Origin of the sequence: Nocardiopsis halophila DSM 44494, assembly GCF_000341245.1 — a bacterium.
GTDB lineage: Bacteria > Actinomycetota > Actinomycetes > Streptosporangiales > Streptosporangiaceae > Nocardiopsis_A > Nocardiopsis_A halophila.
In genome coordinates this window covers 45912-70196 of sequence record NZ_ANAD01000138.1, presented here as the reverse complement: position 1 = coordinate 70196, position 24285 = coordinate 45912, and the positions used below count along the sequence as shown (strand labels likewise).

The 24285-nt window shown below is 72.6% G+C and carries 24 protein-coding genes and 1 pseudogene; 13 read left to right on the top strand and 12 right to left on the bottom strand.

All coding sequences use genetic code 11. From position 1 onward, the window contains the following. Nucleotides 1–34 precede the first annotated feature (34 nt). Nucleotides 35–3715 (bottom strand): AAA family ATPase, encoded by a 3681-nt coding sequence (locus D450_RS0116690; RefSeq protein WP_017539801.1) that lies wholly within the window; start codon nucleotides 3713–3715, stop codon nucleotides 35–37. 166 nt (nucleotides 3716–3881) lie between these two features. Between D450_RS0116690 and D450_RS0116685 the strand changes: the two genes are divergently transcribed. The 3 genes from D450_RS0116685 (at nucleotide 3882) to D450_RS0116675 (ending at nucleotide 5114) form a co-directional block, all read left to right on the top strand. Beyond that, nucleotides 3882–4481, top strand: a complete 600-nt coding sequence (locus D450_RS0116685) for a DUF2975 domain-containing protein (protein ID WP_017539800.1) — start codon at nucleotides 3882–3884, stop codon at nucleotides 4479–4481. 1 nt (nucleotide 4482) lies between these two features. Further along, on the top strand, nucleotides 4483–4704 hold the full coding sequence (locus tag D450_RS0116680) for a helix-turn-helix domain-containing protein (protein ID WP_017539799.1): 222 nt from the start codon (nucleotides 4483–4485) through the stop codon (nucleotides 4702–4704). Between the two features lie 155 nt (nucleotides 4705–4859). After that, entirely contained in the window at nucleotides 4860–5114 is a 255-nt protein-coding gene (locus D450_RS0116675) for a hypothetical protein (RefSeq protein ID WP_017539798.1), read from the top strand. 88 nt (nucleotides 5115–5202) lie between these two features. Here D450_RS0116675 and serB read toward each other — a convergent pair whose 3' ends face one another. The 3 genes from serB to D450_RS0116660 form a co-directional block, all read right to left on the bottom strand. Continuing rightward, nucleotides 5203–6441, bottom strand: coding sequence for a phosphoserine phosphatase SerB (gene serB, locus D450_RS0116670; protein WP_039820599.1), 1239 nt, complete (start codon nucleotides 6439–6441; stop codon nucleotides 5203–5205). Between the two features lie 122 nt (nucleotides 6442–6563). Beyond that, nucleotides 6564–7172: a DUF1707 SHOCT-like domain-containing protein gene (locus D450_RS0116665; protein ID WP_017539796.1), complete on the bottom strand. Its 609-nt coding sequence runs from the start codon at nucleotides 7170–7172 to the stop codon at nucleotides 6564–6566. A gap of 65 nt (nucleotides 7173–7237) precedes the next feature. After that, a complete protein-coding gene (locus D450_RS0116660; RefSeq protein ID WP_017539795.1) occupies nucleotides 7238–7855 on the bottom strand; it encodes a DUF1707 SHOCT-like domain-containing protein in 618 nt (205 codons plus the stop codon). A gap of 137 nt (nucleotides 7856–7992) precedes the next feature. Between D450_RS0116660 and D450_RS0116655 the strand changes: the two genes are divergently transcribed. Continuing rightward, nucleotides 7993–8778, top strand: coding sequence for an ABC transporter ATP-binding protein (locus D450_RS0116655; RefSeq protein WP_017539794.1), 786 nt, complete (start codon nucleotides 7993–7995; stop codon nucleotides 8776–8778). 242 nt (nucleotides 8779–9020) lie between these two features. Next, the gene (locus D450_RS0116650) at nucleotides 9021–9971 is read left to right on the top strand and encodes an SPFH domain-containing protein (RefSeq protein WP_017539793.1); all 951 of its coding nucleotides are present in this window, start codon (nucleotides 9021–9023) and stop codon (nucleotides 9969–9971) included. A 166-nt stretch (nucleotides 9972–10137) separates the two neighbouring features. Here the strand turns inward: D450_RS0116650 and D450_RS0116645 are convergent, their stop codons facing one another. Next, a complete protein-coding gene (locus tag D450_RS0116645; RefSeq protein WP_017539792.1) occupies nucleotides 10138–10431 on the bottom strand; it encodes a WhiB family transcriptional regulator in 294 nt (97 codons plus the stop codon). A 490-nt stretch (nucleotides 10432–10921) separates the two neighbouring features. Here D450_RS0116645 and D450_RS0116640 point away from each other — a divergent pair, with 490 nt between their 5' ends. Beyond that, on the top strand, nucleotides 10922–11677 hold the full coding sequence (locus D450_RS0116640) for a sulfite exporter TauE/SafE family protein (protein ID WP_017539791.1): 756 nt from the start codon (nucleotides 10922–10924) through the stop codon (nucleotides 11675–11677). A 45-nt stretch (nucleotides 11678–11722) separates the two neighbouring features. On the opposite strand, the gene D450_RS0116635 is transcribed toward D450_RS0116640, so the two are convergent. Continuing rightward, nucleotides 11723–12349 (bottom strand): HD domain-containing protein, encoded by a 627-nt coding sequence (locus D450_RS0116635; protein ID WP_026124152.1) that lies wholly within the window; start codon nucleotides 12347–12349, stop codon nucleotides 11723–11725. Nucleotides 12350–12426: 77 nt separating this feature from the next. On the opposite strand from D450_RS0116635, the gene D450_RS0116630 reads away from it, so the two are divergent. Together D450_RS0116630 and D450_RS0116625 are read left to right on the top strand one after the other, a co-directional pair. Further along, nucleotides 12427–13893, top strand: a complete 1467-nt coding sequence (locus D450_RS0116630) for an FAD-dependent oxidoreductase (RefSeq protein ID WP_449289469.1) — start codon at nucleotides 12427–12429, stop codon at nucleotides 13891–13893. A gap of 118 nt (nucleotides 13894–14011) precedes the next feature. After that, complete coding sequence (locus D450_RS0116625) at nucleotides 14012–14644, top strand: VOC family protein (RefSeq protein WP_017539788.1); 633 nt, start codon at nucleotides 14012–14014, stop codon at nucleotides 14642–14644. Between the two features lie 33 nt (nucleotides 14645–14677). Here the strand turns inward: D450_RS0116625 and D450_RS30435 are convergent. Together D450_RS30435 and D450_RS0116615 are read right to left on the bottom strand one after the other, a co-directional pair. After that, a pseudogene (locus D450_RS30435) lies at nucleotides 14678–15536 on the bottom strand (alpha/beta hydrolase family protein). A gap of 16 nt (nucleotides 15537–15552) precedes the next feature. Then, entirely contained in the window at nucleotides 15553–16119 is a 567-nt protein-coding gene (locus D450_RS0116615; RefSeq protein ID WP_017539786.1) for a TetR/AcrR family transcriptional regulator, read from the bottom strand. A gap of 232 nt (nucleotides 16120–16351) precedes the next feature. On the opposite strand from D450_RS0116615, the gene D450_RS0116610 reads away from it, so the two are divergent. Both D450_RS0116610 and D450_RS0116605 read left to right on the top strand, forming a co-directional pair. Continuing rightward, on the top strand, nucleotides 16352–17740 hold the full coding sequence (locus tag D450_RS0116610; protein ID WP_017539785.1) for a GH1 family beta-glucosidase: 1389 nt from the start codon (nucleotides 16352–16354) through the stop codon (nucleotides 17738–17740). Further along, nucleotides 17704–19302: an aldehyde dehydrogenase (NADP(+)) gene (locus D450_RS0116605; protein WP_275041896.1), complete on the top strand. Its 1599-nt coding sequence runs from the start codon at nucleotides 17704–17706 to the stop codon at nucleotides 19300–19302. The genes D450_RS0116610 and D450_RS0116605 overlap by 37 nt, the downstream gene beginning before the upstream one ends. Nucleotides 19303–19524: 222 nt before the next feature. On the opposite strand, the gene D450_RS0116600 is transcribed toward D450_RS0116605, so the two are convergent. Beyond that, entirely contained in the window at nucleotides 19525–19839 is a 315-nt protein-coding gene (locus D450_RS0116600) for a nucleoside triphosphate pyrophosphohydrolase (RefSeq protein ID WP_239647270.1), read from the bottom strand. A 779-nt stretch (nucleotides 19840–20618) separates the two neighbouring features. After that, complete coding sequence (locus tag D450_RS0116595; protein ID WP_017539782.1) at nucleotides 20619–21143, bottom strand: ATP-binding protein; 525 nt, start codon at nucleotides 21141–21143, stop codon at nucleotides 20619–20621. Nucleotides 21144–21309: 166 nt separating this feature from the next. Here D450_RS0116595 and D450_RS0116590 point away from each other — a divergent pair, with 166 nt between their 5' ends. Together D450_RS0116590 and D450_RS0116585 are read left to right on the top strand one after the other, a co-directional pair. Further along, nucleotides 21310–22161, top strand: coding sequence for a helix-turn-helix domain-containing protein (locus D450_RS0116590; protein WP_017539781.1), 852 nt, complete (start codon nucleotides 21310–21312; stop codon nucleotides 22159–22161). Between the two features lie 14 nt (nucleotides 22162–22175). Next, nucleotides 22176–22358 carry a DUF397 domain-containing protein gene (locus D450_RS0116585; protein ID WP_017539780.1) on the top strand — a complete coding sequence of 61 codons (183 nt, stop codon included), beginning with the start codon at nucleotides 22176–22178 and terminating at the stop codon, nucleotides 22356–22358. Between the two features lie 76 nt (nucleotides 22359–22434). Here D450_RS0116585 and D450_RS0116580 read toward each other — a convergent pair whose 3' ends face one another. Then, nucleotides 22435–22635, bottom strand: a complete 201-nt coding sequence (locus tag D450_RS0116580) for a DUF397 domain-containing protein (protein ID WP_017539779.1) — start codon at nucleotides 22633–22635, stop codon at nucleotides 22435–22437. Beyond that, entirely contained in the window at nucleotides 22632–23195 is a 564-nt protein-coding gene (locus tag D450_RS0116575; RefSeq protein ID WP_241483192.1) for a DUF6879 family protein, read from the bottom strand. Before D450_RS0116575 ends, D450_RS0116580 begins: the two co-directional genes overlap by 4 nt. A 134-nt stretch (nucleotides 23196–23329) precedes the next feature. On the opposite strand from D450_RS0116575, the gene D450_RS0116570 reads away from it, so the two are divergent. Then, nucleotides 23330–24175 (top strand): helix-turn-helix domain-containing protein, encoded by an 846-nt coding sequence (locus D450_RS0116570; RefSeq protein WP_017539777.1) that lies wholly within the window; start codon nucleotides 23330–23332, stop codon nucleotides 24173–24175. The last annotated feature ends 110 nt before the right edge of the window (nucleotides 24176–24285 follow it).

Sequence of the window (24285 nt, the reverse complement as noted above, 5' to 3'; positions counted from 1 at the left end):
CGGGCCGCCGCCGGAGCGGAGGCCCGGCCGCGCGTCACAGGTACATGCCCGTGCGGCGCTCGGCCGCGCGGTCGGGCGGCTGTGCGGGCACGTCCTCGGCGGTGAGTTCGCGCAGCACGCCGGCGTCGCCCAGGTCGCCCCCGGCGATGCGGGACGCCTGGTTGCGGGCGGTCAGCTCGAACACCGCCTGCGCCAGCCGCGCGTTGGCCGGGGCGGCCGTGCCCCGCTCGGCCGCCCGGGCCCGGGCCAGCAGGTCCCGTGCGGCCGCGGCGGCCCCCGCCGCCACCCGGAACCCGGCCAGGTGCGCCCGGTCGGTGAAGACCGCCACCAGCTCCTCCACGGCCAGGTCGGGGAAGCGCAGCCGGCGGGTGAACAGCGCCCCGAGCCCGGGGCGCGCGTCCAGCAGGGCGGGCAGCTCGGCCGGGTCGCCGGAGGCGATCACCAGCAGGTCGCTGCGGTGCTCGCGGACCAGCCGGACCAGCGCCTCGGCCGCCTCCTCGGCCGCGGCCCCCGAGGAGGGGCGGGGCAGCACGGTGTGCGCGTCCTCGATGAGCAGCACGCCCCCGGCCGCGGCTCGCACCGCGCTCTGCACCAGCGCCGTGCTCTGCCCGGGCAGCGTGCCGACCAGGCCCTCCCGGTCCACCGGCGCCACGTGGCCCGAGGAGAGCAGGCCGCGCCGGGCGCACACCGCCCCGGCCAGCTCGGCCACGGTGGTGCGGCCGGTGCCCGGGGCGCCGAGGAAGACCATGTGGTCGACGGCGCCCGGGGCGGTGATCCCGGCCCGGCGCCGCGCCTGCTCCACCCGCGCCCGCGCGTCCAGCGCGCGCAGCTCCCGCTTGGCGGGCTCCTGGCCCACCAGGCGGTCCAGCCGCACCAGGGGGTCGGTCGGCGGGACGGCGCCCACGCGCGCCCCGACGGTGGCGGGGATGTCGGCGGGCAACAGCTCGCGCAGCTCCTCGGGCGGCCGCACGGCCCCGTCGGTGATCCGCTCGGCCTGCAGCGCGGTGGCCCGCTCCAGCAGGTTGCGCACCAGCCGCGCGTTGCCGAACGCCCCGTCGCGCGGGGCGTTCGACAGCAGCCGCCGCACCCGCTCCCCCGTGCCCTCGCCCACGGTGAACCCCGCCTCGGCGGCCATGTGCGCGAAGATCTCGGTGAGCTCCTCGTCGGTGTAGTCGGCGAAGCCGACATGGCGCGGGAAGCGGGAGGCCACCCCCGGGTTGGAGGCCAGGAAGCGCTCCATCTCCTTCTCGTATCCGGCCACGACCACCACCAGGTCCTCCCGGTGGTCCTCCATGAGCTTGAGCAGGGTGGAGACGGCCTCGGGGCCGAAGTCGTTGCCCGAGTCGGACTGGCTCAGCGCGTAGGCCTCGTCGATGAACAGCACCCCGCCCAGGGCGCGGCGCACCGCCTGCTCCACCTTGGGGGCGGTCTGCCCGATGTACTCGCCGACGAGGTCGGCGCGGCCCACCTCCACCAGGTGGCCGGAGGGCAGCAGGCCCAGGTCGGCGTAGATCGTGCCGAGCATCCGGGCCACGGTCGTCTTGGCGGTGCCCGGGCTGCCGGTGAAGACCATGTGCCGGGCGGGCGCCTGCACGGCCGCGCCCGCCTCGGCCCGGAGCCGGTCGGCCCGGGCCTCGGCCGCGTACAGCCGGACCTCGCGCTTGACCGACTCCAGCCCGACCAGGCCGTCCAGGGCGGCCACCGGGTCGCCGCCGTCCCCGCCGCCCGCAGTGCGCGTGTGCGGTGCGGGCCCGGCGGCGGCCGTGTCCGGGACGTCCTCGGCCGACAGGACGGTCCGCGGTCCGGGGTCCCCTCCGCCCTGTTCGGACCGGCGCCGCGTGTGCCGGGCCAGTGCGCGGTCGAGCAGGGCGCGGGCGGCGTGCGCACCGGCCGTGCCGGGGCCGCCGCCGCTGCGCCGCAGCACCTGTTCGGCCTTGGCGCGGGCCCCTGGGCCCAGCTCGGCCCGCTGCTCCCCGGCCATGGCCTCCATGATCCGGGCCAGTTGCGCCCCGGTGGGGCGGGGCAGGGCCAGGCGGCGCGGGAAGCGGGCCGCCAGCCGGGGGTTGGCGCTCAGGAAGCGGCCCATCCGCTCCTCGGTGTCGGCCAGCACCACGACCAGGTCGCGGGGGTGCTCGTCCATCTGCCGGATCAGGGCGTTGACCGCGTCGTAGCCCAGGCTGCGGGCGGCGTCGGACTCGGTCAGGGCCGAGGCGTCGTCGATGAGCAGCACCGCGCCCAGCGCGCCCTTGACCACCTGGCCGACCTGGGCCGTGACCTGGCCGGCGTAGTCGGCGAGCAGCTCGGCGCGGTCGGTCTCCACCACCCGGCCGCTGCGCAGCCGGCCGGTCTCGGCGTAGAGGCCGGCCAGGACCCGCGCGACGGCGGACTTGCCGGACCCGGGGCCGCCGGTCAGGACCAGGTGCCGGGCGGGGCCGGCCGTCCGCAGGCCCGCGTGCTCGCGCATCCGCTCCGCCTCCGCCTCGGCGTGCACCGTGCGCAGCTCCCGCTTGACCTGCTCCAGGCCGACGAGGGCGTCCAGCTCCTCCAGGGCGCCGCGGGGGCGCTCGGGCGCCCCTCCGGGCCCCGTGGCCGCTCCGTCCCCGGACCCCTCTGAGCCCGGGACCGCGGGCACGGAGGCGATGCGGCGCGGGGGCGCGCAGAACCGGCGCACGTCGAGCTGGAACCCGAAGACGGGCAGCGGTGTGCCGGAGGCCGGCTTGGCCAGCAGGTCGTCGTCGCCGGAGGCGAGCGCGACCGCGCACCGGGTGCCCATGTCGAGCCAGGTGCGGCAGGCGTCGAACGCCCCGGCCGCGGCCGCCTCCCACAGCCAGGTGCGGGCGCCGCGCTTGAACGCCTCGGCGTCGTGGTCCCCCTTGAGCCGGGCGAACCGTTCGGCCTGCTCGAGGTAGTCGTCGCGGTCCAGCACGGCGGAGGCGACCGGCGGCAGCCCGGGCAGGTCCAGGCCCAGGGCCATGGCGGTGACCATCTCCTCCAGGTCGGGGACCCCGTGGGCGATGGACCGCAGCGACTCGTGCGCCTCGGCGAAGTGCTCCCAGGCCCAGGGCAGGAACCGCTCGGGCGGGGCGAACTCGGGTACGGCGGGGAACTCGTGCTCGGTGAGGTCGGCGGCCCAGGCGCGGCGCACCTCGCGGGGCGGGGCGGTCAGGTCGAAGCGGTGCGGCCCGGGGGTGCCGGCGCGGCGGTCGAGCAGGCGCAGCAGTGCTGTGCGGCGGGGCTCCCAGGGGGCGACGCCCTCGACCGCGTCCAGGACGTCGCGGAGCAGGGCCAGCACGGCCTCCCGGGACTCGGGGGTCCCGGCGACCTCCATCAGGCCGTAGAACGGCGGGATCTCCAGGGTGTCGAAGATCCATCGCACGGGGTCGGTGTCGGGGGTGACCCCGCGGATGTGGTCGCGCATCAGCAGCGACGGCAGGCAGGAGTGGCTGCCGGCGTTGATCCGCAGTGCGCCGGAGACGTAGATCAGCGCGTCCAGCACGTCGCCGGCCAGGCGCCGGCGCCGCGCCTCGGGGGTGCCGCGCGGCGAGTCCGGGGGGAACTCCAGGCCGCGCTGGTCGGACATGACCAGGGAGAGCAGGGAGGAGAGCTCGGGGACGAGGTCGTCGGGCACCTGCCATGGCCCGTACTCGTACACGTCCAGCACCGGCTCGTCGCTGAGCAGGGGCTCCAGGTGCTCGGGCAGGCGGATCGCCGGCAAACGCGCTCCTTCGCGGTGGAAGTGGGGGGTGGCGGTGCAGGCACGGGGCCGCGCACCGTTCGTGAGCTTACGTACCGCTTCGGACGTCGGAGCGGGGTCGACGGTTGCTTATCGTTTATCGATAATATCGAAAAACGATAGAGTCTCACTGGAGGAGGTGGTCCGTGTGCGATGGGACCGCAACGACGGGCGTGCACTGATGGCGGTGCTGTGGGTGGCCGCCGTCCTGATGGGCGGACTGGCGGTGGCGCTCCCGATCGCCCGTATGGCGGGGATCGGGGTGTCCGAGGTGCGGATCCCGGTCGAGCTCGACCGTGCCGTGTCGGCGCCGGCCGGGCTGTCGGGGGACGGCATCGCGGTCGAAGGGACCCGGGAGGCGGCCCTGGTCGTCACCGACCCGTCACTGGGGCAGCGCCTGCTGACCGAGGGGCCGACGCTCCTGTCCGGGGCGCTGGCCCTGGCGGTGCTGGTGCTCGTGATCCGCATGGCCGCCACGCTGCGCGACGGCGACGCCTTCGCGCCCGCCAACCCCCGGCGGCTGCAGATGGTGGCCGGACTGGTGCTGGCCGGAACCGTCGCGGTGCCGCTGGTGCGGGCGCTGGCCGTCGACCGGCTCTCCGCCCAGGCCCCCGCGGTCTCCGAGGCGGTCGTCTTCGGGTTCGGGGTGTCGCTGACGCCGCTGGTGGCCGGGCTCGTGATCGCCGCGCTGTCCGAGGCGTTCCGCCAGGGCGTGAAGCTGCGCGAGGACACCGAGGGGTTGATCTGAGGTGCCGCCGGAGGAACCCGGGCGGATCACCGTCCACCTCGACCGGCTGCTGGAGGAGCGCGGCATGACGGTGACCGAGCTGGCGGAACGGGTGGGGGTGACACCGGTCAACCTGTCGGTGCTGAAGAACGGCCGCGCCAAGGCCGTCCGCTTCTCCACGCTCTCGGCCCTCTGCCGTGAGCTGGGATGCCGCCCGGGGGACCTGCTCGACTACGAGAACTGACCCGATGTCACGGGCACAACAGGAATTGATTCCCGGAAAAGAGGCTGCTCAAACCGGAGGCACGTCCTCTTTGCTCCAATGTTTACGGTTCCGTTTCCGGGAAAAAATCACCTCGCCCTCGGAAAAGCGGGCACCCGGTGAGAAAAGAGGAGACGATGCCGACACTGCAGCCGGCCATGAAGGCCATCCGCCTCGTCGTCCCCGAACGCGAGGAGTTCGCGCCCATCCGCGATCTCGACGGCACCGTGACCCGGGTCGCCGCTCCCAAGGGCAGCTACCGCTACCGGCGCGGAGACGCGTCCTTCGAGTTCGAGACCACCGGCCGGACGGAGATCTCCGACGGCGTCCGCGTCGAGGTCTTCACCGCCCACCGCGCCGACGTCCGCACGCCCCTCGCCCGGGAGGCCTGAGATACGCCGACGGGGCCGCCCGTCGCGCCCCGTCCGGGGCGGTGCGGGCGGCCCCGTCGGCGAATCACCGTCGTGGGCGGGCGGCCGGCTACCGGGCGTCGGCGGACTCCGGGGCGCCGCCCTGCCGGTCGGCCGCCTCCACCTCCTCGCGGGAGATGCCCAGCAGGAACAGGATGGTGTCCAGGTAGGGGACGCTCACCGAGGTGTCGGCCTGCTCGCGCACCACCGGCTTGGCGTTGAAGGCCACGCCCAGCCCGGCGGTGCGCAGCATGTCCAGGTCGTTGGCGCCGTCGCCGATGGCCACCGTCCGCGACAGCGGCACCCCGGCCTCGGCGGCGAACCCGCGCAGCGCCTCGGCCTTGCCCCGCCGGTCGATCACCGGACCGACCAGGCCGCCGGTGAGCTTGCCGTCGACGACCTCCAGCGTGTTGGCGGCCGAGTAGTCCAGCCCGAGCCGGTCCACCAGGGCGTCGGTGATCTGTGTGAACCCGCCGCTGACGATGGCGAACTCATAGCCCAGGCGCTTGAGGGTGCGCACCAGCGTGCGGGCCCCGGCGGTCAGGACCAGGCGCTCGCGCACCGCGTCCAGGGCGGTGGCGTCCAGCCCCTTGAGCAGCGCCACCCGGCGCCGCAGCGACTCCTCGAAGTCGAGCTCACCGCGCATCGCCTCCTCGGTGACGCGGGCGACCTCCTCGGCGCAGCCCGCGTGCTCGGCGAGCAGCTCGATGACCTCGCCCTGGATCAGGGTGGAGTCGACGTCCATCACGATCAGGTGCTTGGCGCGCCGGTGCAGCCCGGACGGCTGCAGGGCCACGTCGATCTGCTGGGTGGCGGCCTCCATCGCCAGGTCGCCGCGGAGCGTCTCCGGGTCGGCCCCCGAGACCTCCAGCTCGATGGAGGTGACCGGGTAGCTCGCCAGGCGCTCGATGCGCTCGATGTTGGCCCCCGCGCGGGCGATGCAGGAGGCGATCGCCCCCAGCGCCCCGGGGCGCAGCGGGTCGGCCAGGACGGTCATGTGCAGGCGGTCGTCGGCGGACACGGTCACCCGGCCGTTGCCGGGCGTGAACTCGGCCTCCATCTCCAGATCGATGGAGGTCTTCTCGACGGCGCTGCGGACCTCGTCGAAGACGCGGTCCCCGCTGACGCCGGGGGCGACGCCCTCGTCGACGGCGAGGAGGGCGCCCAGGACGAGCCGGCCCCCGATCACGACCTGCTCCAGGTCGACGAGGGTCACCGGGAAAACGGAGAGGGTGGACAGGAGTCGTGCGCTCACACCGGGGCGGTCGTGCCCGGTCACCGTTACCAGGAGAGTGGAATGCTCGTTCATCGCGTGAACAACGGTACTCGCCCTGCTCTTGGGCGTTGATGGCAGGGCGGTGAGGTTGAATCACGAGTTCACCCGGCGTCCACCGGGGCGTCGCCCTGCCAGGGGTTCTGTCCCGGGCGGTCCTAGGCGTTCTTCTTGCGCTTCGGCTTCTTGGCCTTGACCTCGATCCCGCCGAACATGCAGGTGCCCGTGAGGCGGATCACCGGGGCGTTGGGGTCGGTCACCGCGTCGGTGCCGTTGAGCGAGGTCCCCCCGAAGATCGCCGTGGTGGTGTTCACCACACGGACGCCGTGCGGGACGGTGATCTCCAGGCCGCCGAAGAGCACCGCGCACTGCACGGTGATCTCGCGGCGGGCCAGTACCGCCTCCCGGAAGTCCAGCTCGATCCCGCCGAACATCGCCGAGACGTTGGTGCGGGGCTCCACCAGCCAGCGGCCCTTGCGCTCGGCCCCGCCGAACACCGCCACGATGTTCTCCCGGCCCTGGCTCTGCGAGAGCAGCCGCTGGGCCTCGGGCGAGGAGTAGTCGGGCGCCCGGCCCCCCTCCGCGCTCGGCAGCGGCAGGTCCCGGGTGACCTCGGCCAGCTCGCCCACGGTCTTGGCCCGGTAGAGGGCGTCCAGCCGCTCGGAGTGCTCGGCCTGGTCCAGGCGCCCCTCGGCCAGCCCCTCGCGGAGCCGCTCGGCCACCTGCTCGCGGTCGGCGTCCGAGGCGCGCATCTTCTCCGGCTCCATGGCCGCGGCCCTCCCCTGCGTCTGCGGTGCGTCCGTCGAATATGCCATGCCGGTCCCCGCCCCGTTCAGGAGTGCCCGCCGACGGCCCGCGTCGTGACCGAGACCGAGCCCAGGAACACCAGCCCGGTCACGACCACCGTCGGCGCGCCGGGCGCCGCGGGGGCGGCCCCGTCGAGCTCCACCGAGCCCAGGACGGTGTTGGCCCTGTTCTCCACCCGTACCCCCGGCGGGACGACCAGCTCGACGCTGCCGAGCAGGACGGCGCACTGCAGCACCACCCGGGGGCCGGCCATCACCGCCTCGCGCATGTCCAGCTCGATGCTGCCGAGCACGGTCGAGGCGTTGGTGCGGGGCTCCACCAGCCAGCGGCCCTTGCGCTCGGCCGAGGCCAGCAGCGCCACGATGTTCTCCGAGCCGACGGAGGCCGACGGGTCGGGCCCGGACGGCCCGGGCCGCACGGACGGCGCGGACACCGGGCCGCCGGCCGCGGGCAGGTCCGCGGTCAGCGCGGTGAGCTCGCCCATGGTCCTGGCGCCGAAGGCGGTGTCCAGGCGCTCGGTGTACTCGTCGTGGTCCAGGCGGCCGTCGCCCAGGGCCTCCCCCAGGAGCCGGGCGGTGTACTCGCGGTCGGCGTCCGAGGCGCGCAGCGTGGGAGCGGTCGCGGGGGCGGCGTCGTCGTTCATGACCACGAGTATCGTCCGTGGGGGGCCGACGGGGGATCCGGAACCGACCCTGGGGTTCCCCTGAGAGGCGGCCCCGGCCGACCCTGACCGGGGCGGCGCGGGGTCCGAGCGCACGGTGCACAGGACTGAGGAGAGCAATGGACGGCCAGGTGCTGCGGATGATCGGGGCGGGGGTGCGCCGGGACGGCGCCGACCTGCTGACCGGTGTCGACTGGACGGTCGAGGAGGACGAGCGCTGGGTCGTCCTGGGCCCCAACGGGGCGGGCAAGACGACGCTGCTGGCGCTGGCCGCCGCCGAGCAGCGGGCCACCGAGGGGCGCGTGCGGGTGCTGGGCGAGCCGGTGGAGGAGGCCGACGCCGCCGAGCTGCGCTCGATGGTGGGCTATGCCGGCTCGTCGGTGGCCAACCGGACCCCGGACGCCTCCGTCGTGCTCGACCTGGTGATCAGCGCCGCCTACGGGCTGCTGGGCCGGTTCGGCGAGGAGTACCAGACCCCCGACTTCGGGCGGGCCCGCGCGCTGCTGTCCCAGTGGGGCGTGCTGGAGCTGGAGGGCCGCCGCTTCGGCACCCTGTCGGAGGGGGAGCGCAAACGGGTGCTGATCGCCCGCTCGCTGATGGCCGACCCCGAGCTGCTCCTCCTGGACGAGCCCGCGGCCGGGCTGGACCTGGGCGGCCGGGAGGACCTGCTGCGCCGCCTGACCCGCCTGGCCGACAGCCTGGAGGCGCCCGCCCTGGCGGTGGTCTCGCACCACGTCGAGGAGATCCCCCCGGGGTTCACCCACGGGCTGCTGCTGCGCGAGGGGCGCATCGTGGACTCCGGGCCGCTGGAGGAGGTCATGACCGCCGACACCCTCGGTGAGACCTTCGGGCTGCCGCTGAAGGTGGAGCGCGACGGGGACCGGTGGAGCGCCCGGGCCGTGTGAGGGGCCGGGGGCCGCCGGGAACGGCGGTGCCGAATGCGGTTCGTGGTCAATCGCCCCATCCGGTCGGCCGCAATGGATCGGCCGAGGAATTCCGTGCGCCCGTCCTGTCCGCATACGGCCAGGTCGGGCGTGTTTGTGCGCTGGTGATCGTCCTTCTTCGCAAAGCAGCGGCACAGGTCGGGATTTATGATCGCGGCGAAGCCCCCCGACCGCCCCGCAGAGGAGAGCCGGAGCCGCCCCCGATGCTTGCCATTGTCCTCATCCTCCTGGTCTTCGTGGCGATCCTGCTCGTCATCGGATGGCGCAGCGTCTGCATCGTCCCGCAATCGGTGGTCTACGTGGTCGAGCGGTTCGGCCGCCACCACCGGGACCTGACGTCGGGATTCAACATCGTCATCCCGTTCGTCGACCACATCCGCGAGCGCATCGACATGCGCATCCAGGTGGTCAGCTTCCCGCCGCAGGCGGCCATCACCCACGACAACCTGTCGGTGAACGTGGACACCGCCGTCTACGTCAAGGTGACCAACCCCTACAACGCCACCTACAAGGTCGCCAACTTCATCCAGGCGGTCGAGCAGCTGGCCTCGGCGACGCTGCGCAACGTGATCGGCGGCATGGACCTGGAGCAGACCCTGACCTCCCGGGACCAGATCAACCGCGAGCTGCGCTCGGTGCTGGACGAGGCCACCGAGGAGTGGGGGATCGAGGTCAGCCGCGTGGAGCTGAAGGCCATCGAGCCGCCGGAGTCGGTGCAGGAGGCGATGGAGAAGCAGATGCGCGCCGACCGCGACAAGCGGGCCGAGATCCTCACCGCGGAGGGCCTGAAGCAGTCGGCGATCCTGCGGGCCGAGGGGGAGCAGTCGGCCGCGGTGCTCAAGGCGAAGGGGGATGCCGAGGCCGAGATGATCAACGCCAAGGCCGAGTCCGATTCGCGGACCCTGCGGGCGCGCGGTGAGGCCGACGCCATCCAGATGGTGTTCAAGGCGCTGCGCACCGGCGAGGTCGACAAGGACATGCTCGCCTACAGCTACCTGCAGAAGCTCCCGGAGATCGCCCAGGGCGACGCCAACAAGGTGTGGATCGTTCCCTCGGAGATCTCCAAGGCGATGGAGGGCATCGGGGACGCGTTCGGACGGCTCCGCCCCGAGGGCGGCGCGGACCCGGGCGCGGAGGGCCGCAGAGGCGGATGACCCCTGGGGCGCGGGCCGTCGGCCCGCGCGGGGGGAGACAAGGTGCGCCGCCGGCCAGGGGGGTCGGCGGCTCCCTCGTGCTCGTCGGTTCCGTGTTCGTTCCGTGCGTGTTCGCGGTCCCCGGGAGGCGGTCCCCCGCCGCCGAGGTCCCGTCAGGGGGTGCGGGTCACCTCGCGCCCGCCTCGGAGCGCTCGTAGCGGCGGCGGGCGCTGTCGAGCAGGTCCCACCAGGACGAGACGTCCGGTCGGCGGCGCAGCAGCGCGCGGCGCTCGCGTTCGGTCATGCCGCCCCAGACGCCGTACTCGACCCGGTTGTCGAGCGCTTCGGCCAGGCATTCGGTGCGCACCGGGCAGCCCCGGCAGATGAGCTTGGCGCGGTTCTGGGCGGCGCCCTGGACGAACAGGGCGTCGGGGTCGGTATCGCGGCAGTTCGCCTGCAGACTGAGATCAGCGGTCCACATGTTGCCCCACTCCCAAGATCAGACATGTGTCGTGCGGTCACACCGGCGGGCGCGGCGCCGGCGACGCGGGGAAAGGGCGGACGGGCCGACAGGGCGTGCGAACCCCGGACCGGTGTGCACACCGGCCCCTCCCGGGGATCGGGCCCTTTTCGGCGCGCGGTGCCCCTCCTCACCGCTGAGGTCGAAACTACGGACCGTGGCGGGGAACCGACAGGCCCCATTCGGCCCATTTCTGAAATAGTCCGTGTGGGTCATAGCCAGATCACCGATGAGTCACCTCGGGTCGGCACATTGTGACGGTCCGCAACCCCCTCCGTGGGGTGGGTCGCCCGGGAGTGAGCGAGGTCACTCCAGGTGAGAGGGGTTTCGGGCGCCCGCGTCGGCGGCGGATGCGGGGGGTGGGCGGCGGGTCGGCGGTCACAGTGTGTAGATTGTATGCAGTCCGCATGCGATGGTGCGGGCGCGCACCGCACCCGAACGAAGGTCACCGATGGACGTCTGGGAAGCCCTCGCCATCCTGGCGGCGGGGTTCGGCGCGGGTGCCGTCAACGCGGTCGTGGGCTCCGGGACGCTCTTCACCTTCCCGGTGCTCCTCGCGCTCGGCTACCCCCCGATCACCGCGACCGTCTCCAACACGATCGGGCTGGCCCCCGGTTCGCTCAGCGGCGCCTACGGGTACCGCAGGGAGCTGGTCGGCCAGCGCGGCAGGGTGCTCCGCCTGGGCGTGATGTCCCTGCTCGGGGCGCTCGGCGGCGGCGTGCTGCTGATCAACCTTCCGTCCGAGGTGTTCGAGCGGATCGTGCCGGTGCTCATCGGCGCGGCCTGCCTGCTGATCATCCTGCAGCCGCGGATCTCGGCCTGGGCCCGTGCGCGCCGCCCCGCCCGGCCCGACGGCGGCCGGCTGCTGCCCTTCGGCGTGCTCGGCGCCGGCGTCTACGCCGGATACTTCGCCGCCGCCCAGGGCATCGTGCTGATGAGCCTGCTCGGTACGGCCATCGACGACGACGTCCAGCGGCTCAACGCGCTGAAGAACTGCCTGGCCTTCACCGTCAACGCCACCGCCGCGGTGTTCTACATGGTCTTCGCCTCGCCCGCCTGGGAGGCGGTGGCGCTCATCGCCTTGGGGTCGGTCCTGGGAGGGTACGCCGGGGCCAGCCTGGGGCGGCGCCTCAAGCCGGTGGCGCTGCGCGGACTGATCGTGGCGGTGGGGCTCAGCGCCGCCGTGCAGCTGCTGGTCGACTGGTAGGGGCGGACCGGGGGAGGCGGCGGTCCCGCCTCCCCCGGCCGGGCCTCACCCGCGGGAGAAGTACCCCCGCCGGTCGGCGTCGTCGATCAGCGCCGAGGCGTAGGAGCCCAGCGCCTCCGACCCCTCGGCGATGATCTTGACCTTCTCGGCCACCTGAGCGCGCGTCACGCCGTAGCGCACCCACGTCCCGCCCTCGGTGTGCCAGTTCGCCAGCATCGGCGCCAGGCGGTCGATCGCCTTGGCGAACCGGGCGTCGGGGGTGCGCCGGGCCTCGAACTCGTCCCACAGGGCGCGGGTGTGCCGCGCCTGGTCCTCGGGCAGCAGCGCGAAGATGCGGTCGGCCGCGGCCCGCTCGCGCTCGGCCTGGGTGCTCTGCTCCTCGGGGGCGAAGATGAAGGTGTCGCCGGCGTCGATCTCCACGATGTCGTGCAGCACCAGCATCTCCACGACGCGGTCGATGTCGGCCCCCTCGGGCGCGTACTCGGCGAACACGCGGGCGGCGAGCGCCAGGTGCCAGGAGTGCTCGGCGTCGTTCTCCCTCCGGGAGCCGTCGACCAGCATGTTCCGCCGCAGAATGCGCTTGAGCTTGTCCGTCTCCAGGAAGAACCGGAGCTGGGACGTGAGCCGTTCGTGGTCGACCCCGCCGGCGAACACCGGTGCCGGTTCCGTCACGTAAGTCGCCCTCCTCGATGATGTCGGATGGACTCGGGGGATAGCCTCGGACGCCCGGCGCCGCTCGGGATGGTCCCATGGAACGGGCGCGGGCTGACGTAGCGGAGACCACGGGGGGAGCCGGCATGGAGCGACGGGTGAACGCACGGACACGACTCCTCGTCGTCGGAGGCGACGCGGCGGGCATGAGCGCGGCCTCGCAGGCACGCCGCCGGATCGGTCCCGACGGCCTGGAGGTCATCGCCTTCGAGCGCGGCGCCCACACGTCCTATTCCGCATGCGGCATCCCCTACCTGGTCGGGAAAACCGTAGCCGGTCCCGAGGACCTGGTGGCCCGGGACCCCGCGACTTTCCGGCGGGACCAGGCGATCGACGTACGGACCGGAACCGAGGTGCGCGCGCTGGACCTGGACCGGCGCACGGCCGAGGCGGTCGGCCCGGACGGCCGCGCGTACACCGAGCCGTTCGACCACCTGATGGTGGCCACCGGGGCCGTCCCCGTACGCCCTGGCCTGCCCGGGGACGAGACCGAGGGCGTGTTCGGGGTGCAGACCCTGGACGACGGCATCGCGGTCACGGCCTACCTGGAGGAGCGGCGGCCCAAGCGCGCGGTGGTCGTAGGAGGCGGGTACATCGGCCTGGAGATGGCCGAGGCGTTCGCCATGCGGGGGCTCGAGGTGACGGTCATCACGTCGGGCGCCGAGCCGATGTCCCCCCTCGACCCCGACATGGGCGCACTGGTGCACGGTGCGATGGCGGAGATGGGCATCGACGTGCGCACCGGGGAGCGGGCGAGCGCCATCGAGGCCGAGGAAGGCCGGGTCACGGCGGTCGTGACGCCGGAGAAGCCCTCNGGCCGGGTCACGGCGGTCGTGACGCCGGAGAAGACCTACCCCGCCGACATCGTCGTCCTGGGGCTGGGCGTGCGTCCCGGCAGCGACCTCGCCCGGGAGGCCGGACTGGAGATCGGCCCTACGGGCGGCATCGTCGTGGACGCCAGGATGCGCACCTCGCACGAAGGGGTGTGGGCCGCGGGGGACTGCGTGGAGAGCTTCCACCGGATCAGCAGGAGGCCGGTGGCGATCGCCCTCGGGACGCACGCCAACAAGCAGGGGCGTGTGGCGGGCATCAACATCGGCGGCGGCTATGCGCGCTTCGAGGGCGTTCTGGGGACCGCCATCACGAAGGTGTGCGACCTGGAGGTGGCCCGCACGGGCCTGAACGAGGCCGAGGCCGAGGCGGCGGGGTTCGCGTTCGAGAAGGTGACCATGGAGTCCACGACCCGCGCGGGCTACTACCCGGGGGCCACGTGGATGACGGTCAAGCTCCTCGCCGAGCGCCGCAGCGGCCGCCTGCTGGGCGGACAGATCGTGGGACGGGAGAACTCCGGCAAGCGCGTGGACGTGCTGGCCACGGCGCTCTGGAACGGGATGGACGTGGAGGACGTCGCCGGGATGGACCTGGGCTACGCCCCGCCCTTCTCCCCGGTGTGGGACCCGGTCCTGATCGCGGCCAGGAAGCTGGCCGAACGCATCGGCCACTGAGGGGCGCGGAACACCGGGGGAGACGGCCCCGCGGTCGGCTGCGGACCCCGCCTCAGGGAGGGGAGGGCGAAGCGGTCAGGAATCGAGAAGCGCCGGTCACGGGCCCGAACCTAGCGTTGTGACCATGGCGAACATCGAGTACATCACCCTGGGAGCGGCCGATCCCGCGGCCGCGGAGCGCTTCTACAAGGACGCCTTCGGCCTTGAGGGCGGCCAGGTCCGTGTCCAGCTCTCTGAGGAGCCGTCCTCGGGCTTTCGCGGGTACACCCTGTCCATCGGGGCGTCCCAGCCCGCGGACGTCGACAGCCTCCTCGGCACCGCCGTCGATGCGGGGGCCGAGGTCCTCAAGCCCGCCGCCAAGTCCTTCTGGGGCTACGGAGGCGTGGTCCGGGCCCCGGACGGTGCGGTCTGGAAGGTCGCGAGCTCATCGAAGAAGGACACCGGCCCTGTCAGCCGGCGGGTCGACGACATCGTGCTGCTGCTGGGCGTCGCCGACGTGGCCGCGAGCAAGCGGTTCTACGCCGGGCAGGGCTTCCCGGTGGCCAGGAGCTTCGGGCGGACCTACGCCGAGTTCGACGCGGAGGGCGGCGTGTTCACCCTGGCGCTGTACCGGCGCCGGGCCCTCGCCAAGGACCTCGGCGTGGACGCCGACGGCGGCGGGTCGCACCGGATCACGGTCCACAGCGGGGCCGGGGCCTTCACCGACCCGGACGGCTTCGTCTGGCAGGGCGCGGCCGCTCCCCGGCCGTGACGGTTCCCCCGTGCGCGGCTGCCCGGACGGCGCCTACCCCTCGGACAGGTGGCGGTGGAACCACTCGGTCAGGGCCCGGTCGGCCAGCACCCCGCCCGGGGTGGGAGGTCCGGGCTGGAGGCCGGGCTCGGGGCCCAGGGTGTGCGCCAGGTCCGGCACGACCGCATGGCGCACCCGGTCGGGGCCGGTGTAGGGGGCCAGGGCCGAGCAGAGCCCGCGCCCGTGGTCCGGCGGCACCACCTCGTCCTGGCCGCCGCTGACCACCAGCACCGNCCGCCATGTCGGCGGCGCGCCCGGCCACGTCCAGCCGCAGCGCCGCGTCGCGCGCCGGCTCGCTCCAGGCGTAGGGGACGCCGGTCCGGCGCTCACGCGCCGCGATCACCCGCTGCGGCGCGGTCACCGGGTTCACCACCCCCGCCGCGGCCACCGGCAGGTCGGTCTCGGCCAGCGCCAGCAGGGCCGCCGTGCCGCCGGCGCCCACCCCCATCAGCCCCACCGGGCCGTCGACCACCGGGAACCGCCCGGCCAGCTCGGCGGCGGCCGCGTGCAGTTCGGCGCAGGCCTGCTCCACCACCGGGGCGTACAGCCGCAGCAGGTAGTCGGCGCGTCCCAGGTCGTTGACGGCGGCCACGCCGCCCTCGGGCAGGCGGGCGCCGAACAGCGGCAGCCCCAGGTACATCCGCCAGGCCGGCAGCGAGGCCATCGGCAGCGTCCCGGCCAGGGCCGTCTCGCCGCGCGGCGGCTCGAACGCGTGCAGCGCCAGCACCATCGGCGCGCGGGGGCCGCCGATCGCGGGCGGGACCGCGAGGAAGGGGACGCCGGCCGCGGTCCCGGTCACCGGACCCGGTGCCGGGCCCGCCGCCGGTCCGACGTCGGTTTCGGTGTGCGTCAACGAGGGCTCCTCGATGTCAGGCGAAGTGCCGGCCCAGGTAGCAGCGGAGCATGAGCTTCGCTTCGGCGATGAGCGCCGGGTCGCCGTCGGGGTCGGCGCGGAAGGCCAGCTTGAGCACCGCGTCGGCGGCCTCCACGGCGACGGTGACGGCGCGGTCCAGGTGCTCGCCCTCCTCGGCCCCGGCCACGGTGGTGAGCAGCTCGCGCAGGCGCGCGGCGATCACGCCGTTGTTGTCGGAGGAGGTGTCGAGCAGGCGGACGTCGACGATGTCGCCGAAGTGCAGGCTGCGGAAGCCCGGGACGGTGCGGTGCATGTCCAGGTACTCGTCGATGATGACATCGACGGCCTCGCTCCAGTGATCGAACCCCCCGTTCTTGAGGCGGTCGGCCACGCGGGAGCTGAACATGTCGAGGTAGCGCAGCACCAGGGCCTGGGTGATCGCCCTCTTGTCCGGGAAGAACTGGTAGACCGAGCCGATCGCGACGCCGGCCCGTTCGGCGATGCGCGTGGTGGAGAGTCCGCCGTACCCGCCCTCGTCCAGGAGTTCGGCGCAGGCGTCCAGCATGCGCTGGACGCGGGCCATGCTCCGCTGCTGTGCGGGCCGTCGGCGCAGCGGAGCGCTGGCGAGCGCGGGCTCGACGGCGATGGAACTGCGGGAAGTAGTCATCACCTCTCTATGATGCCTTTCCGGAATCAAATGGTTCCCGTAATATTCCGGGTTCGTGCCCTGCGAATGCGGGGACGGTGAATTGGCCGAATCCGGCCCCGCCGGGCGGGTGTCACCCCCTCCCGGGGCTGGTAGAAGGGGTGGTCCGGTGAGCGCAGGCGTCCCCGAGAGGGTCCCCGAGTTCCCGCCCGGATTCCTGTGGGGCGCGGCGACCTCCTCCCACCAGGTCGAAGGGGGCGCCGACGAGCGCGGCCGGTCGGTCTGGGACGCCTTCGCCGAGGAGCCCGGCCGGATCGCCGACGGCTCCACCGGCGCCGTCGCCTGCGACCACTACCACCGCTCGGCCGAGGACACGGAGTTGTTGCGGCGGCTCGGGGTAAGCGCTTACCGTTTCTCCATGGCCTGGCCCCGGATCGTTCCCGAGGGGCGCGGCCGAGTGAGCACGGCCGGGTTGGACTTCTACGACCGGCTCATCGACGGCCTGCTCGAAGCGGGCATCGAGCCGGTCCCCACGCTGTACCACTGGGACCTCCCCCTGCCCCTCGAAGAGCGCGGAGGGTGGCTCGCCCGTCGGACCGCGGACCTGTTCGCCGACTACGCCCAAGTGGCGGTGGACCGCTTCGGCGACCGCGTCCTCCGGTGGATCACCCTCAACGAGCCGTTCATCCACATGGCACTGGGGTACGCGTTCGGTGTGCACGCTCCGGGAAAGGCGCTCATGACCGGCGCGCTCCCCGCAGGACACCACCAGCTGCTGGCGCACGCGCGCGCTTCGGCGGTGCTGCGGGAGGCCGGCCGCAGGGTGCTGCTTACCGACAATCTCACGCCCGTGGAGCCGCTGAGGGACGAGCACGAGGGGGACAGGGCGGCGGCCGACGCCTACGACGCCCTGCACAACCGCATGTTCCTCGACCCGATCCTGTTGGGGGCCTATCCGGACCTCGGGGCCTATGCGGCGGCAGGCGCGGGCCCTCTGGAGGAGGCGGTCCTGCCCGGGGACCTCGACGAGATTGAAGGGTCGGTGGACGCCCTGGGCGTCAACTACTACAACCCGACCGTGGTCGCGGCGCCCGGCCCGGACGACGGCGGACTGCCGTTCGCCCTGCCGCCCTACACCGACCGCCACCCGGGGACGCCGACCACCGCGTTCGGCTGGCCGGTGGTGCCCCGCGGGCTGTACGACCTCCTCACCGGACTGCGCCGGAGCTACGGCGACCGGCTCCCTCCGGTCTTCATCACCGAGAACGGGTGCTCCCGCGACGACGCCCCCGACGACGAGGGGCGCGTCGCCGACGCGGAGCGCTGCTCCTACATGGACGGGCACCTGCGCGCGCTGGCGGACGCCGTCGCCTCCGGGATCGACGTGCGGGGCTACTTCGCCTGGTCGCTCATGGACAACTTCGAGTGGGCGGAGGGCTACACCCAGCGCTTCGGCCTGGTGCACGTCGACTTCGACACCGGGGAGCGCACCCCCAAGGACTCCTACGCCTGGTACCGGGCGTGGATCGCAGGCCAGAACCGGGACTCCCCGCGTTGATCTCGGGGAAGCCGGGCTTGTACCGGCCGGTATTACCCCGACTTCCCCGAGATCAACGCGGGACACGAGCAGTACGAGCAGAGCAACCCGACCCGAAGGAACCAGTCATGACGGGGATCCCCGAGGACACCACCGAGGCCGCGCTCGACCGGGTGATGGAGGCGGCGGCCGCGGCGGCCCCGGACTTCGCCGCGATGCGCCCGGCCGACCGCGCCGCGGTGCTGCGGTCGGCCGCCGACGCGCTCGACGAGGCGGCCGAGGAGCTGGTGCCCATCGCGATGGAGGAGAGCCGGCTGCCCGAGGCGCGCTGCCGGAACGAGCTGGGGCGCACCACCTTCCAGCTGCGCCTGTTCGCCGACCACGTGGAAGAGGGGCGCTACCTGGAGGCCACGGTCGACCGGCCCGACGGGCAGTGGGGCATGGGGCCGCGGCCGGACGTGCGGCGGATGCTGGTCCCGGTGGGGCCGGTGGTGGTGTTCGGCGCGAGCAACTTCCCCTTCGCTTTCAGCACGGCCGGCGGCGACACCGCGTCGGCGCTGGCGGCCGGGTGCCCCGTCGTCGTCAAGGCGCACCCGGGGCACCCGCGACTGGCCCGCCGCACCGGGGAGGTCGTGGCCGGGGCCCTCGCCGAATCGGGGGCCCCGGAGGGCGCCTTCGCGGTGGTGTACGGGCAGGAGACGGGGCGCAGGGCGGTGCTGCACCCGCGGACGCGGGCGGTGGGCTTCACCGGGTCGATCCCGGGCGGGCGGGCGCTGTTCGATCTGGCGGCGTCGCGGCCCGACCCGATCCCGTTCTACGGCGAGCTGGGCAGCGTGAACCCGGTGTTCGTCACCCGGGCGGCGATGCGGGAGCGCGGCGGGGAGATCCTGGAGGGCTACGGGGGGTCGTTCACGCTGGGGGCGGGGCAGTTCTGCACCAAGCCGGGCGTGCTGCTGGTCCCGGCGGGCGCTCCGCTGGACCCGCTGGTGGCGGACGTCCGGGGGCGCGCGGCGGCGGAGCTGCTGAACGACCGGGTGGCGTCCGGCTTCGCCTCCGGCCTGGAGCGGCTGCGGGACCGGGACGACGTCGAGGTCCTGGTCGAGGGCGGGGACGGGCCGGAGGGGTGGACGCCGTCGCTGCTGCGGACCACCGTCGACGCCCTGCTGGCCGACCCGGAGGGGCTGCTGGAGGAGTGCTTCGGCCCGGCGTCCCTGGTGGTGGCCTACGAGGACGAGGAGCGGCTGCTGGAGGTCGCCGATCGGCTCCAGGGGCAGCTCACCGCCACCGTGCAGGGGGAGGAGTCGGACGCGATCGCGCCGAGGCTGCTGGCGTCGCTGGCCGAGCACGCCGGGAGGGTGCTGTGGAACGGGTGGCCGACGGGGGTGTCGGTGACCTACGCGATGCACCACGGCGGGCCGTACCCGGCGTCGACGTCCCTGCACACGTCGGTGGGGACGACGGCGATCCGCCGCTTCCTGCGCCCGGTCGCCTACCAGGGCGTCCCGAACGCCCTGCTCCCTGAGCCCCTGAAGGACGAGAACCCCCTGAACATCCCCCGCCTGCTCGACGGAGCCCCGGAGTAGCCGGCCGCATGCGCCGGGGGCGGGGGGGGCTTCCCCGCCCCCGGCGCACTGGGGTCATTGCCCGGGGCTCGGCGATCGATAGTGGTGAATTCACCACTCCAGGACACCGATAGTGGCGATTCCACCACTATCGATGCACGGAGGGCCGCGCTTCTTTTGGAGCGGCCCCACGGATGCCGCAGCGCACTCGGCGGCGATGGCTCCCGCCAGATGGTTCGGGAGTCAGCGATTCCCATGCCAGATCAGGCGTTGCCCGAACGTTCCGCAGTCAGCGGCCTTCTGCCGCCGTACCCGTTCCAGCTCCGAGGCGTCGACGCCGTGCAACCGTGCGAGGGCATGGACCACCTCCAGAACATCGGCGAGTTCTTCGACGGCGTCCGCCGACTCGTCGGCCTCCAAGTACTCGGAGACCTCCTCGCCGAGCTTCGCTCGCAGCTCGTGCTCGTACTCGCCCTGATCGGCGACCGTGATCACGGGGGTGAGTCCGTCACCGGCGATGATCTCGGGGATGCGGTCCCGGACCAGCTTCTTCGGCAACCACGCCTCCATCTGAGAGCGCCCCGGCCCAGGTGCCCCCGAACCGATTTGTCGACCGCACCTTACCGAGCGGTGCTGACATGCGCCCGTCGAGTTCCCCGGCGCCTTCACCCCAGGAGGCCTAGGAGATAGGCGGTGACGAGCATCCCCAGGACCGTGCAGGCCTGGCGGGCGCTCTCGATGGAGGTGTACTGCGGGAGATGAGGACGGGAGCGCCGAAGGCGCTGTCTCCAAGAGGGCTTCCTCTTCTTCGCGGGCGCACCGGAAGGGGCTTGAGAAGGTCGGGCGTCTCGCAGCCCTGGTGGAGTAGCCCTCCTCACGGAGACGCGATCGGCACGAGGCTCTACCTGGTCCTGGGGACCGAGTTCGTTCTGGAGGCGGGCGAGCCAGGGCGGGAGGGGCCGCGGGTCGTCGTGATCGTGGGCGGGCAGGCGCAAGAGCGCGGACGGCCTGTGTTCAGAGGGCGGTCGCATCTGGGCGTAGGGGCGGGCACGGTTGAAGCGGCGGCCTTTGGGAGCGGCCAGGACGGATCGGATGTGCGGGTTGGGCTGGGTCGTGGGCCCTGTCGCGGCGGTCGCGGGGGCCTGGGGGGTGTTCATGGCACCGGTGGTTCCTTGCATTCGGTCCGGTCGTTGTGGGTGAGGGGTGCTGCGGCCGCCCCTCCTTCTTTTCGTGGTGGGCGGGCCGGGGAGTGCGGTGCCGCCCCCCTCGTCTCGCGGCGCCGTGCTCGTCGACTCGCCGGGTTCTCCCTCCCGGGGCGGCCGCAGCGGTCCATGGGCTCAGGCGGTGAAGATGAAGGCCTCCAAACCGCGGGGAACCCCGCCGGGGTCGACGGGCAGGTCGGCCCACACGCACAGGCCCAGGTTGAAGGAGGCGTGGGGCAGGACGGGGAAGTAGCCCCACTGCAGGGCGAGGGCCTCGATGAGCAGTAGGCCGCGCTGTCCTTCGGCTTCGGCCCGGTCGCGGGCGGTGCGGTCGGTGGGTACGGCGGGCCGGGTGGGGGTCCATCCGGAGTCGGTGACCTGCAGCCGGAGGGTGTCGGGGCGGTGCAGGCTCAGGCGGCGGGTGACCTCGCCGCCCTCGGCTCCGGAGGCGGTGTAGGCCACGGCGTTGGCGAAGAGTTCGGAGCAGCACAGCTCGACGGTGTCCACGGCCTCCTGGGGGAAGCCCTTGAGGTCGGTGCGCACGTGGGCGCGCACACGCGAGGCCTGGCAGAGCGTGCCGGGATAGATGCGCGGCTCCCACCGCACCGAGCGGAAGGCGCGAGAGGCGGGCGGGCGTGGTGTGCGGGACGAGGCGGACATGGAAGCCCCCAGGGGGTTCGTGCGCCGCCGGTGGCGGCGTCGGTACGACCAGTGAGCTTCAGCATGCATGTGCCATACTGAAATCGCAATACGTAAAAAGCAATGCGTGTAATATGTGGCCGGAAATCCGAATTGCGCTCTGAGTCCGGGGCGGAGGCCTGGAAGGATGGGCGCCATGCCGAGGTACAGCCCGACAGTCCGCCGCCGACGGCTCAGTCTCGAACTCCGCCGCCTCCGCGAGGCCGCAGGGCTCACCGCAAGTCAGGCGGCCAAGCAGCTCGAATGGGACACGAGCAAGATCACCAGGATGGAGCGCAACGAGTGGAAGCGCCCCAATCCCCGTGACATCAAGGACCTGCTCGACGTGTACCGGGTCGAGGAGCGAGAGCGCAGGGAGGCTATGGTCGAACTGGCCCGCCAGTCCCGGCAGAAGGGCTGGTGGGCAGCCCACGACGACCTCCTCGGCTCCGGGACCTACATCGGTCTGGAGGCTGAGGCCTCGGTGATACGGACGTTCCAGCTCGGGGTGGTTCCGGGGCTGCTCCAGACTCCGGCGTATGCAGAGGCTCTGATGCGCGGCTTCGGGACGAACGAGGAGGTCATTCCTCGTCGCGTCGCCATCAGGATGGAACGCCAGCAGGTCCTGACGGGGGAGCATCCGGCCCGTCTATGGGCTGTTGTCGACGAAGCCGCTCTCGTGCGTCCCATCGGAGGGCCGGACGTGATGAAGGAGCAACTGGAACGGCTGATCGCGGTAGCGGCGGAGCAGGGCAACGTCCACATCCAGGTGCTGCCGTTCTCGGCCGGGGCACACGCCGGGCTGGGCGGGCACTTCGTCCTCCTAGAGTTCCCAGAGGACCCCGCTGTTGTCTATGTGGAGTCATCGACGGATGATCTGTACCTGGAGAGCCTGGAAGATCTTCAGCGCTATCGGTTGCTCTATGACCACGTTCAGGCATCCGCGCTGTCCGTCGCTCAGTCTCATGAGTACCTGAAAGACCTCGCGTCGAAGATTTAGAGGAGCGCTCTCCTATGGAACTCATCTTCCGTAAGTCCAGCTACAGTCAGGCGGAGTCGCAGGACTGCGTTGAGGTCGCCGATACCCCCGGCGCCAGCGCCGTGCGCGACACGAAGCACCGGGACCTCGGTGCCCTGCTCTTCGGCTCCCCCGAGTGGCGGGCGTTCATCGACGCCGCCAAGACGAACCAGTTCTGACCTCTGTCGCGCCCTGTCTCTCACTACCCGTGCGGCCGCCTGCGAGAGCGGCCGCACCAGTGTCACGCGGGCGCCGTCAGAGGTCCCGGCCCGTGTGGTGGACGAAGGCCGCCCACTCTCGCGGCGGAAGGACGAGCACGGTGCCGTGCGGGTTCTTGGAGTCGCGCAGGCCTACTCGGTCAGGGAGGCGGTGGGTGATCGCGGCTTCGACGCAGCCCTTGTCGCCGCTCCCTCCGGCCTTGAAGAACTCCGAGTGGGCGAACGGGTTCTCGGTCACTGCTGCTCCTGTGGGGTGAGGAGTGAACCCGGCGCAGGCTTCAGGCCGGCGCTGGACAGGTAGTCGAGTAGCGGTGTCGCCTCGGCGCGGACGAGTTCACGCAAGCGAACGTGCCCCCGCACGATTTCCGGGTCGTCGGTCAGGTCCACATGGAGCCAGTTGCCCTCCTCGTCATAGGCCATCCGCGCGGTTCGGACGTCGTCGAGGAGCCAGAAGTCCTCACAGGGCACGCCCATCCGTTCGGCGATGGCGCGCGGCAGGATGCGCACGTCCTCCCCGGCCCGGACGCTCGCGGGGTAGGCGCACGTCATCTCGAAGATCACGTACTCGGTCAGCGGCTCGGTGACCACGTGAACCCGTCCGATGGACGCGCCCCGGGCGTTGATCGCCGCGATGGTTCCGGCCCAGGGGCGGCGCCAGGCGGGGTCCTGGGGGAGGCCGGCCCGGAACCGTTCGAGGGGTTCCCGCTCGTTCTCTGCGACGTAGAAGTCCAGGGACTCCAGCCGGAACATCTGCTGCTCGAAGTCGTCGAAGACGTCGCGGAACTCCGACGGGGACATGATCGTCACGGCCGTGCTCCTTGGGGAAGGGGACATAGGGCGCGCTAGTCTTGGCTCTACCCCGATCGCACACAGACTATGACGGAGATCGGGAATGTATTGCGACTCAAATGAGACTAGGCCTGAGGAGGTCCATGGAGAGCGCCAGAGCGCAGGGAGCGCGGCGCCGCCTCGCTTCGCTCATGCGTACGGCCCGCCTCGACCATGGGCTGTCCGGCCATGAACTGGCCCGGGAACTGGGGTGGTCGCAGTCGAAGGTCTCCAAGATCGAGAACGGCCGGACCCGTCCGTCGGCCGACGACGTCGACCAGTGGCTCGACGCCTGCCGGGCCTCTTCTGAAGACCGGGAGCAGGCTGAGGAGCTGACGCAGGCGGCGCTGGTGGAGTCCCGTCGCTGGCGTGCCGTCCATGCCCAGGGCCTCAAGCAGCGGCAGCGGGAGGTCGGCGCACTGGAAGAGCGCAGCAGCGAGGTTCTTTCCTTCCAGCCCTCTCTTGTGCCGGGCCTGCTCCAGACCGCCGAGTACGCCAGGCAGGTCCTGACACTGGCCGACGCCTCCGCGACCAAGGACGTGCCCGCCGCCGTCGCCGCGCGCATGCAGCGCCAAGAGGTCCTCTACCGGAGGGACAAGCGCTTCCGCTTCGTCGTCACCGAGGCCGCCCTGCGCTGGTACCCCTTCGACAACGCACTCCTCGCGGCCCAGGTCGACCGCCTCCAGGCCGTCAGCACGCTGGCCAACGTCGAGCTCCGCGTCCTTCCCTTCACGAGCGCGTTCGGGCAAGCCCAGGACAACGGCTTCCTGCTCTACGAGGTCGCGGACGACCCGACGGTGATCGTGGAGACCTTCACTCGCGAGCTCGTCATCACCGAGCCCGACGAGGTCGACCAGTACCGCTCGATCCACGCCGTGCTGCGCGAGCATGCCCTGAGTGAAGCCGATAGCCGTGCCTTCCTCGCGGAGATGCCCACGGTTCGTCCGTAGGCCGCACCGCGCTCCCTGAGACGACCCTCTTGACTCGATAGTGAGTCTCATTTTAGTCTCAACTAAGTCTTTTATGGGGCGTAGAGGTGCGCCTCTCCGCGCTCAAGGGG

Bases quoted from the DNA above. Each gene is read 5' to 3' on its own strand.
- D450_RS0116615 (WP_017539786.1), bottom strand. From the start codon at position 16,119: ATGGCCCGCGTCCAGCGCATGCTGGACGCCTGCGCCGAACTCCTGGAC.
- D450_RS0116645 (WP_017539792.1), bottom strand. From the start codon at position 10,431: ATGTGGACCGCTGATCTCAGTCTGCAGGCGAACTGCCGCGATACCGAC.
- D450_RS0116570 (WP_017539777.1), top strand. From the start codon at position 23,330: ATGGAGAGCGCCAGAGCGCAGGGAGCGCGGCGCCGCCTCGCTTCGCTC.
- D450_RS0116650 (WP_017539793.1), top strand. From the start codon at position 9,021: ATGCTTGCCATTGTCCTCATCCTCCTGGTCTTCGTGGCGATCCTGCTC.
- D450_RS0116595 (WP_017539782.1), bottom strand. From the start codon at position 21,143: ATGTCCGCCTCGTCCCGCACACCACGCCCGCCCGCCTCTCGCGCCTTC.
- D450_RS0116665 (WP_017539796.1), bottom strand. From the start codon at position 7,172: ATGGAGCCGGAGAAGATGCGCGCCTCGGACGCCGACCGCGAGCAGGTG.
- D450_RS0116675 (WP_017539798.1), top strand. From the start codon at position 4,860: ATGCCGACACTGCAGCCGGCCATGAAGGCCATCCGCCTCGTCGTCCCC.
- D450_RS0116655 (WP_017539794.1), top strand. From the start codon at position 7,993: ATGGACGGCCAGGTGCTGCGGATGATCGGGGCGGGGGTGCGCCGGGAC.
- D450_RS0116640 (WP_017539791.1), top strand. From the start codon at position 10,922: ATGGACGTCTGGGAAGCCCTCGCCATCCTGGCGGCGGGGTTCGGCGCG.
- D450_RS0116660 (WP_017539795.1), bottom strand. From the start codon at position 7,855: ATGAACGACGACGCCGCCCCCGCGACCGCTCCCACGCTGCGCGCCTCG.
- D450_RS0116575 (WP_241483192.1), bottom strand. From the start codon at position 23,195: ATGTCCCCGTCGGAGTTCCGCGACGTCTTCGACGACTTCGAGCAGCAG.
- serB (WP_039820599.1), bottom strand. From the start codon at position 6,441: ATGAACGAGCATTCCACTCTCCTGGTAACGGTGACCGGGCACGACCGC.
- D450_RS0116585 (WP_017539780.1), top strand. From the start codon at position 22,176: ATGGAACTCATCTTCCGTAAGTCCAGCTACAGTCAGGCGGAGTCGCAG.
- D450_RS0116590 (WP_017539781.1), top strand. From the start codon at position 21,310: ATGGGCGCCATGCCGAGGTACAGCCCGACAGTCCGCCGCCGACGGCTC.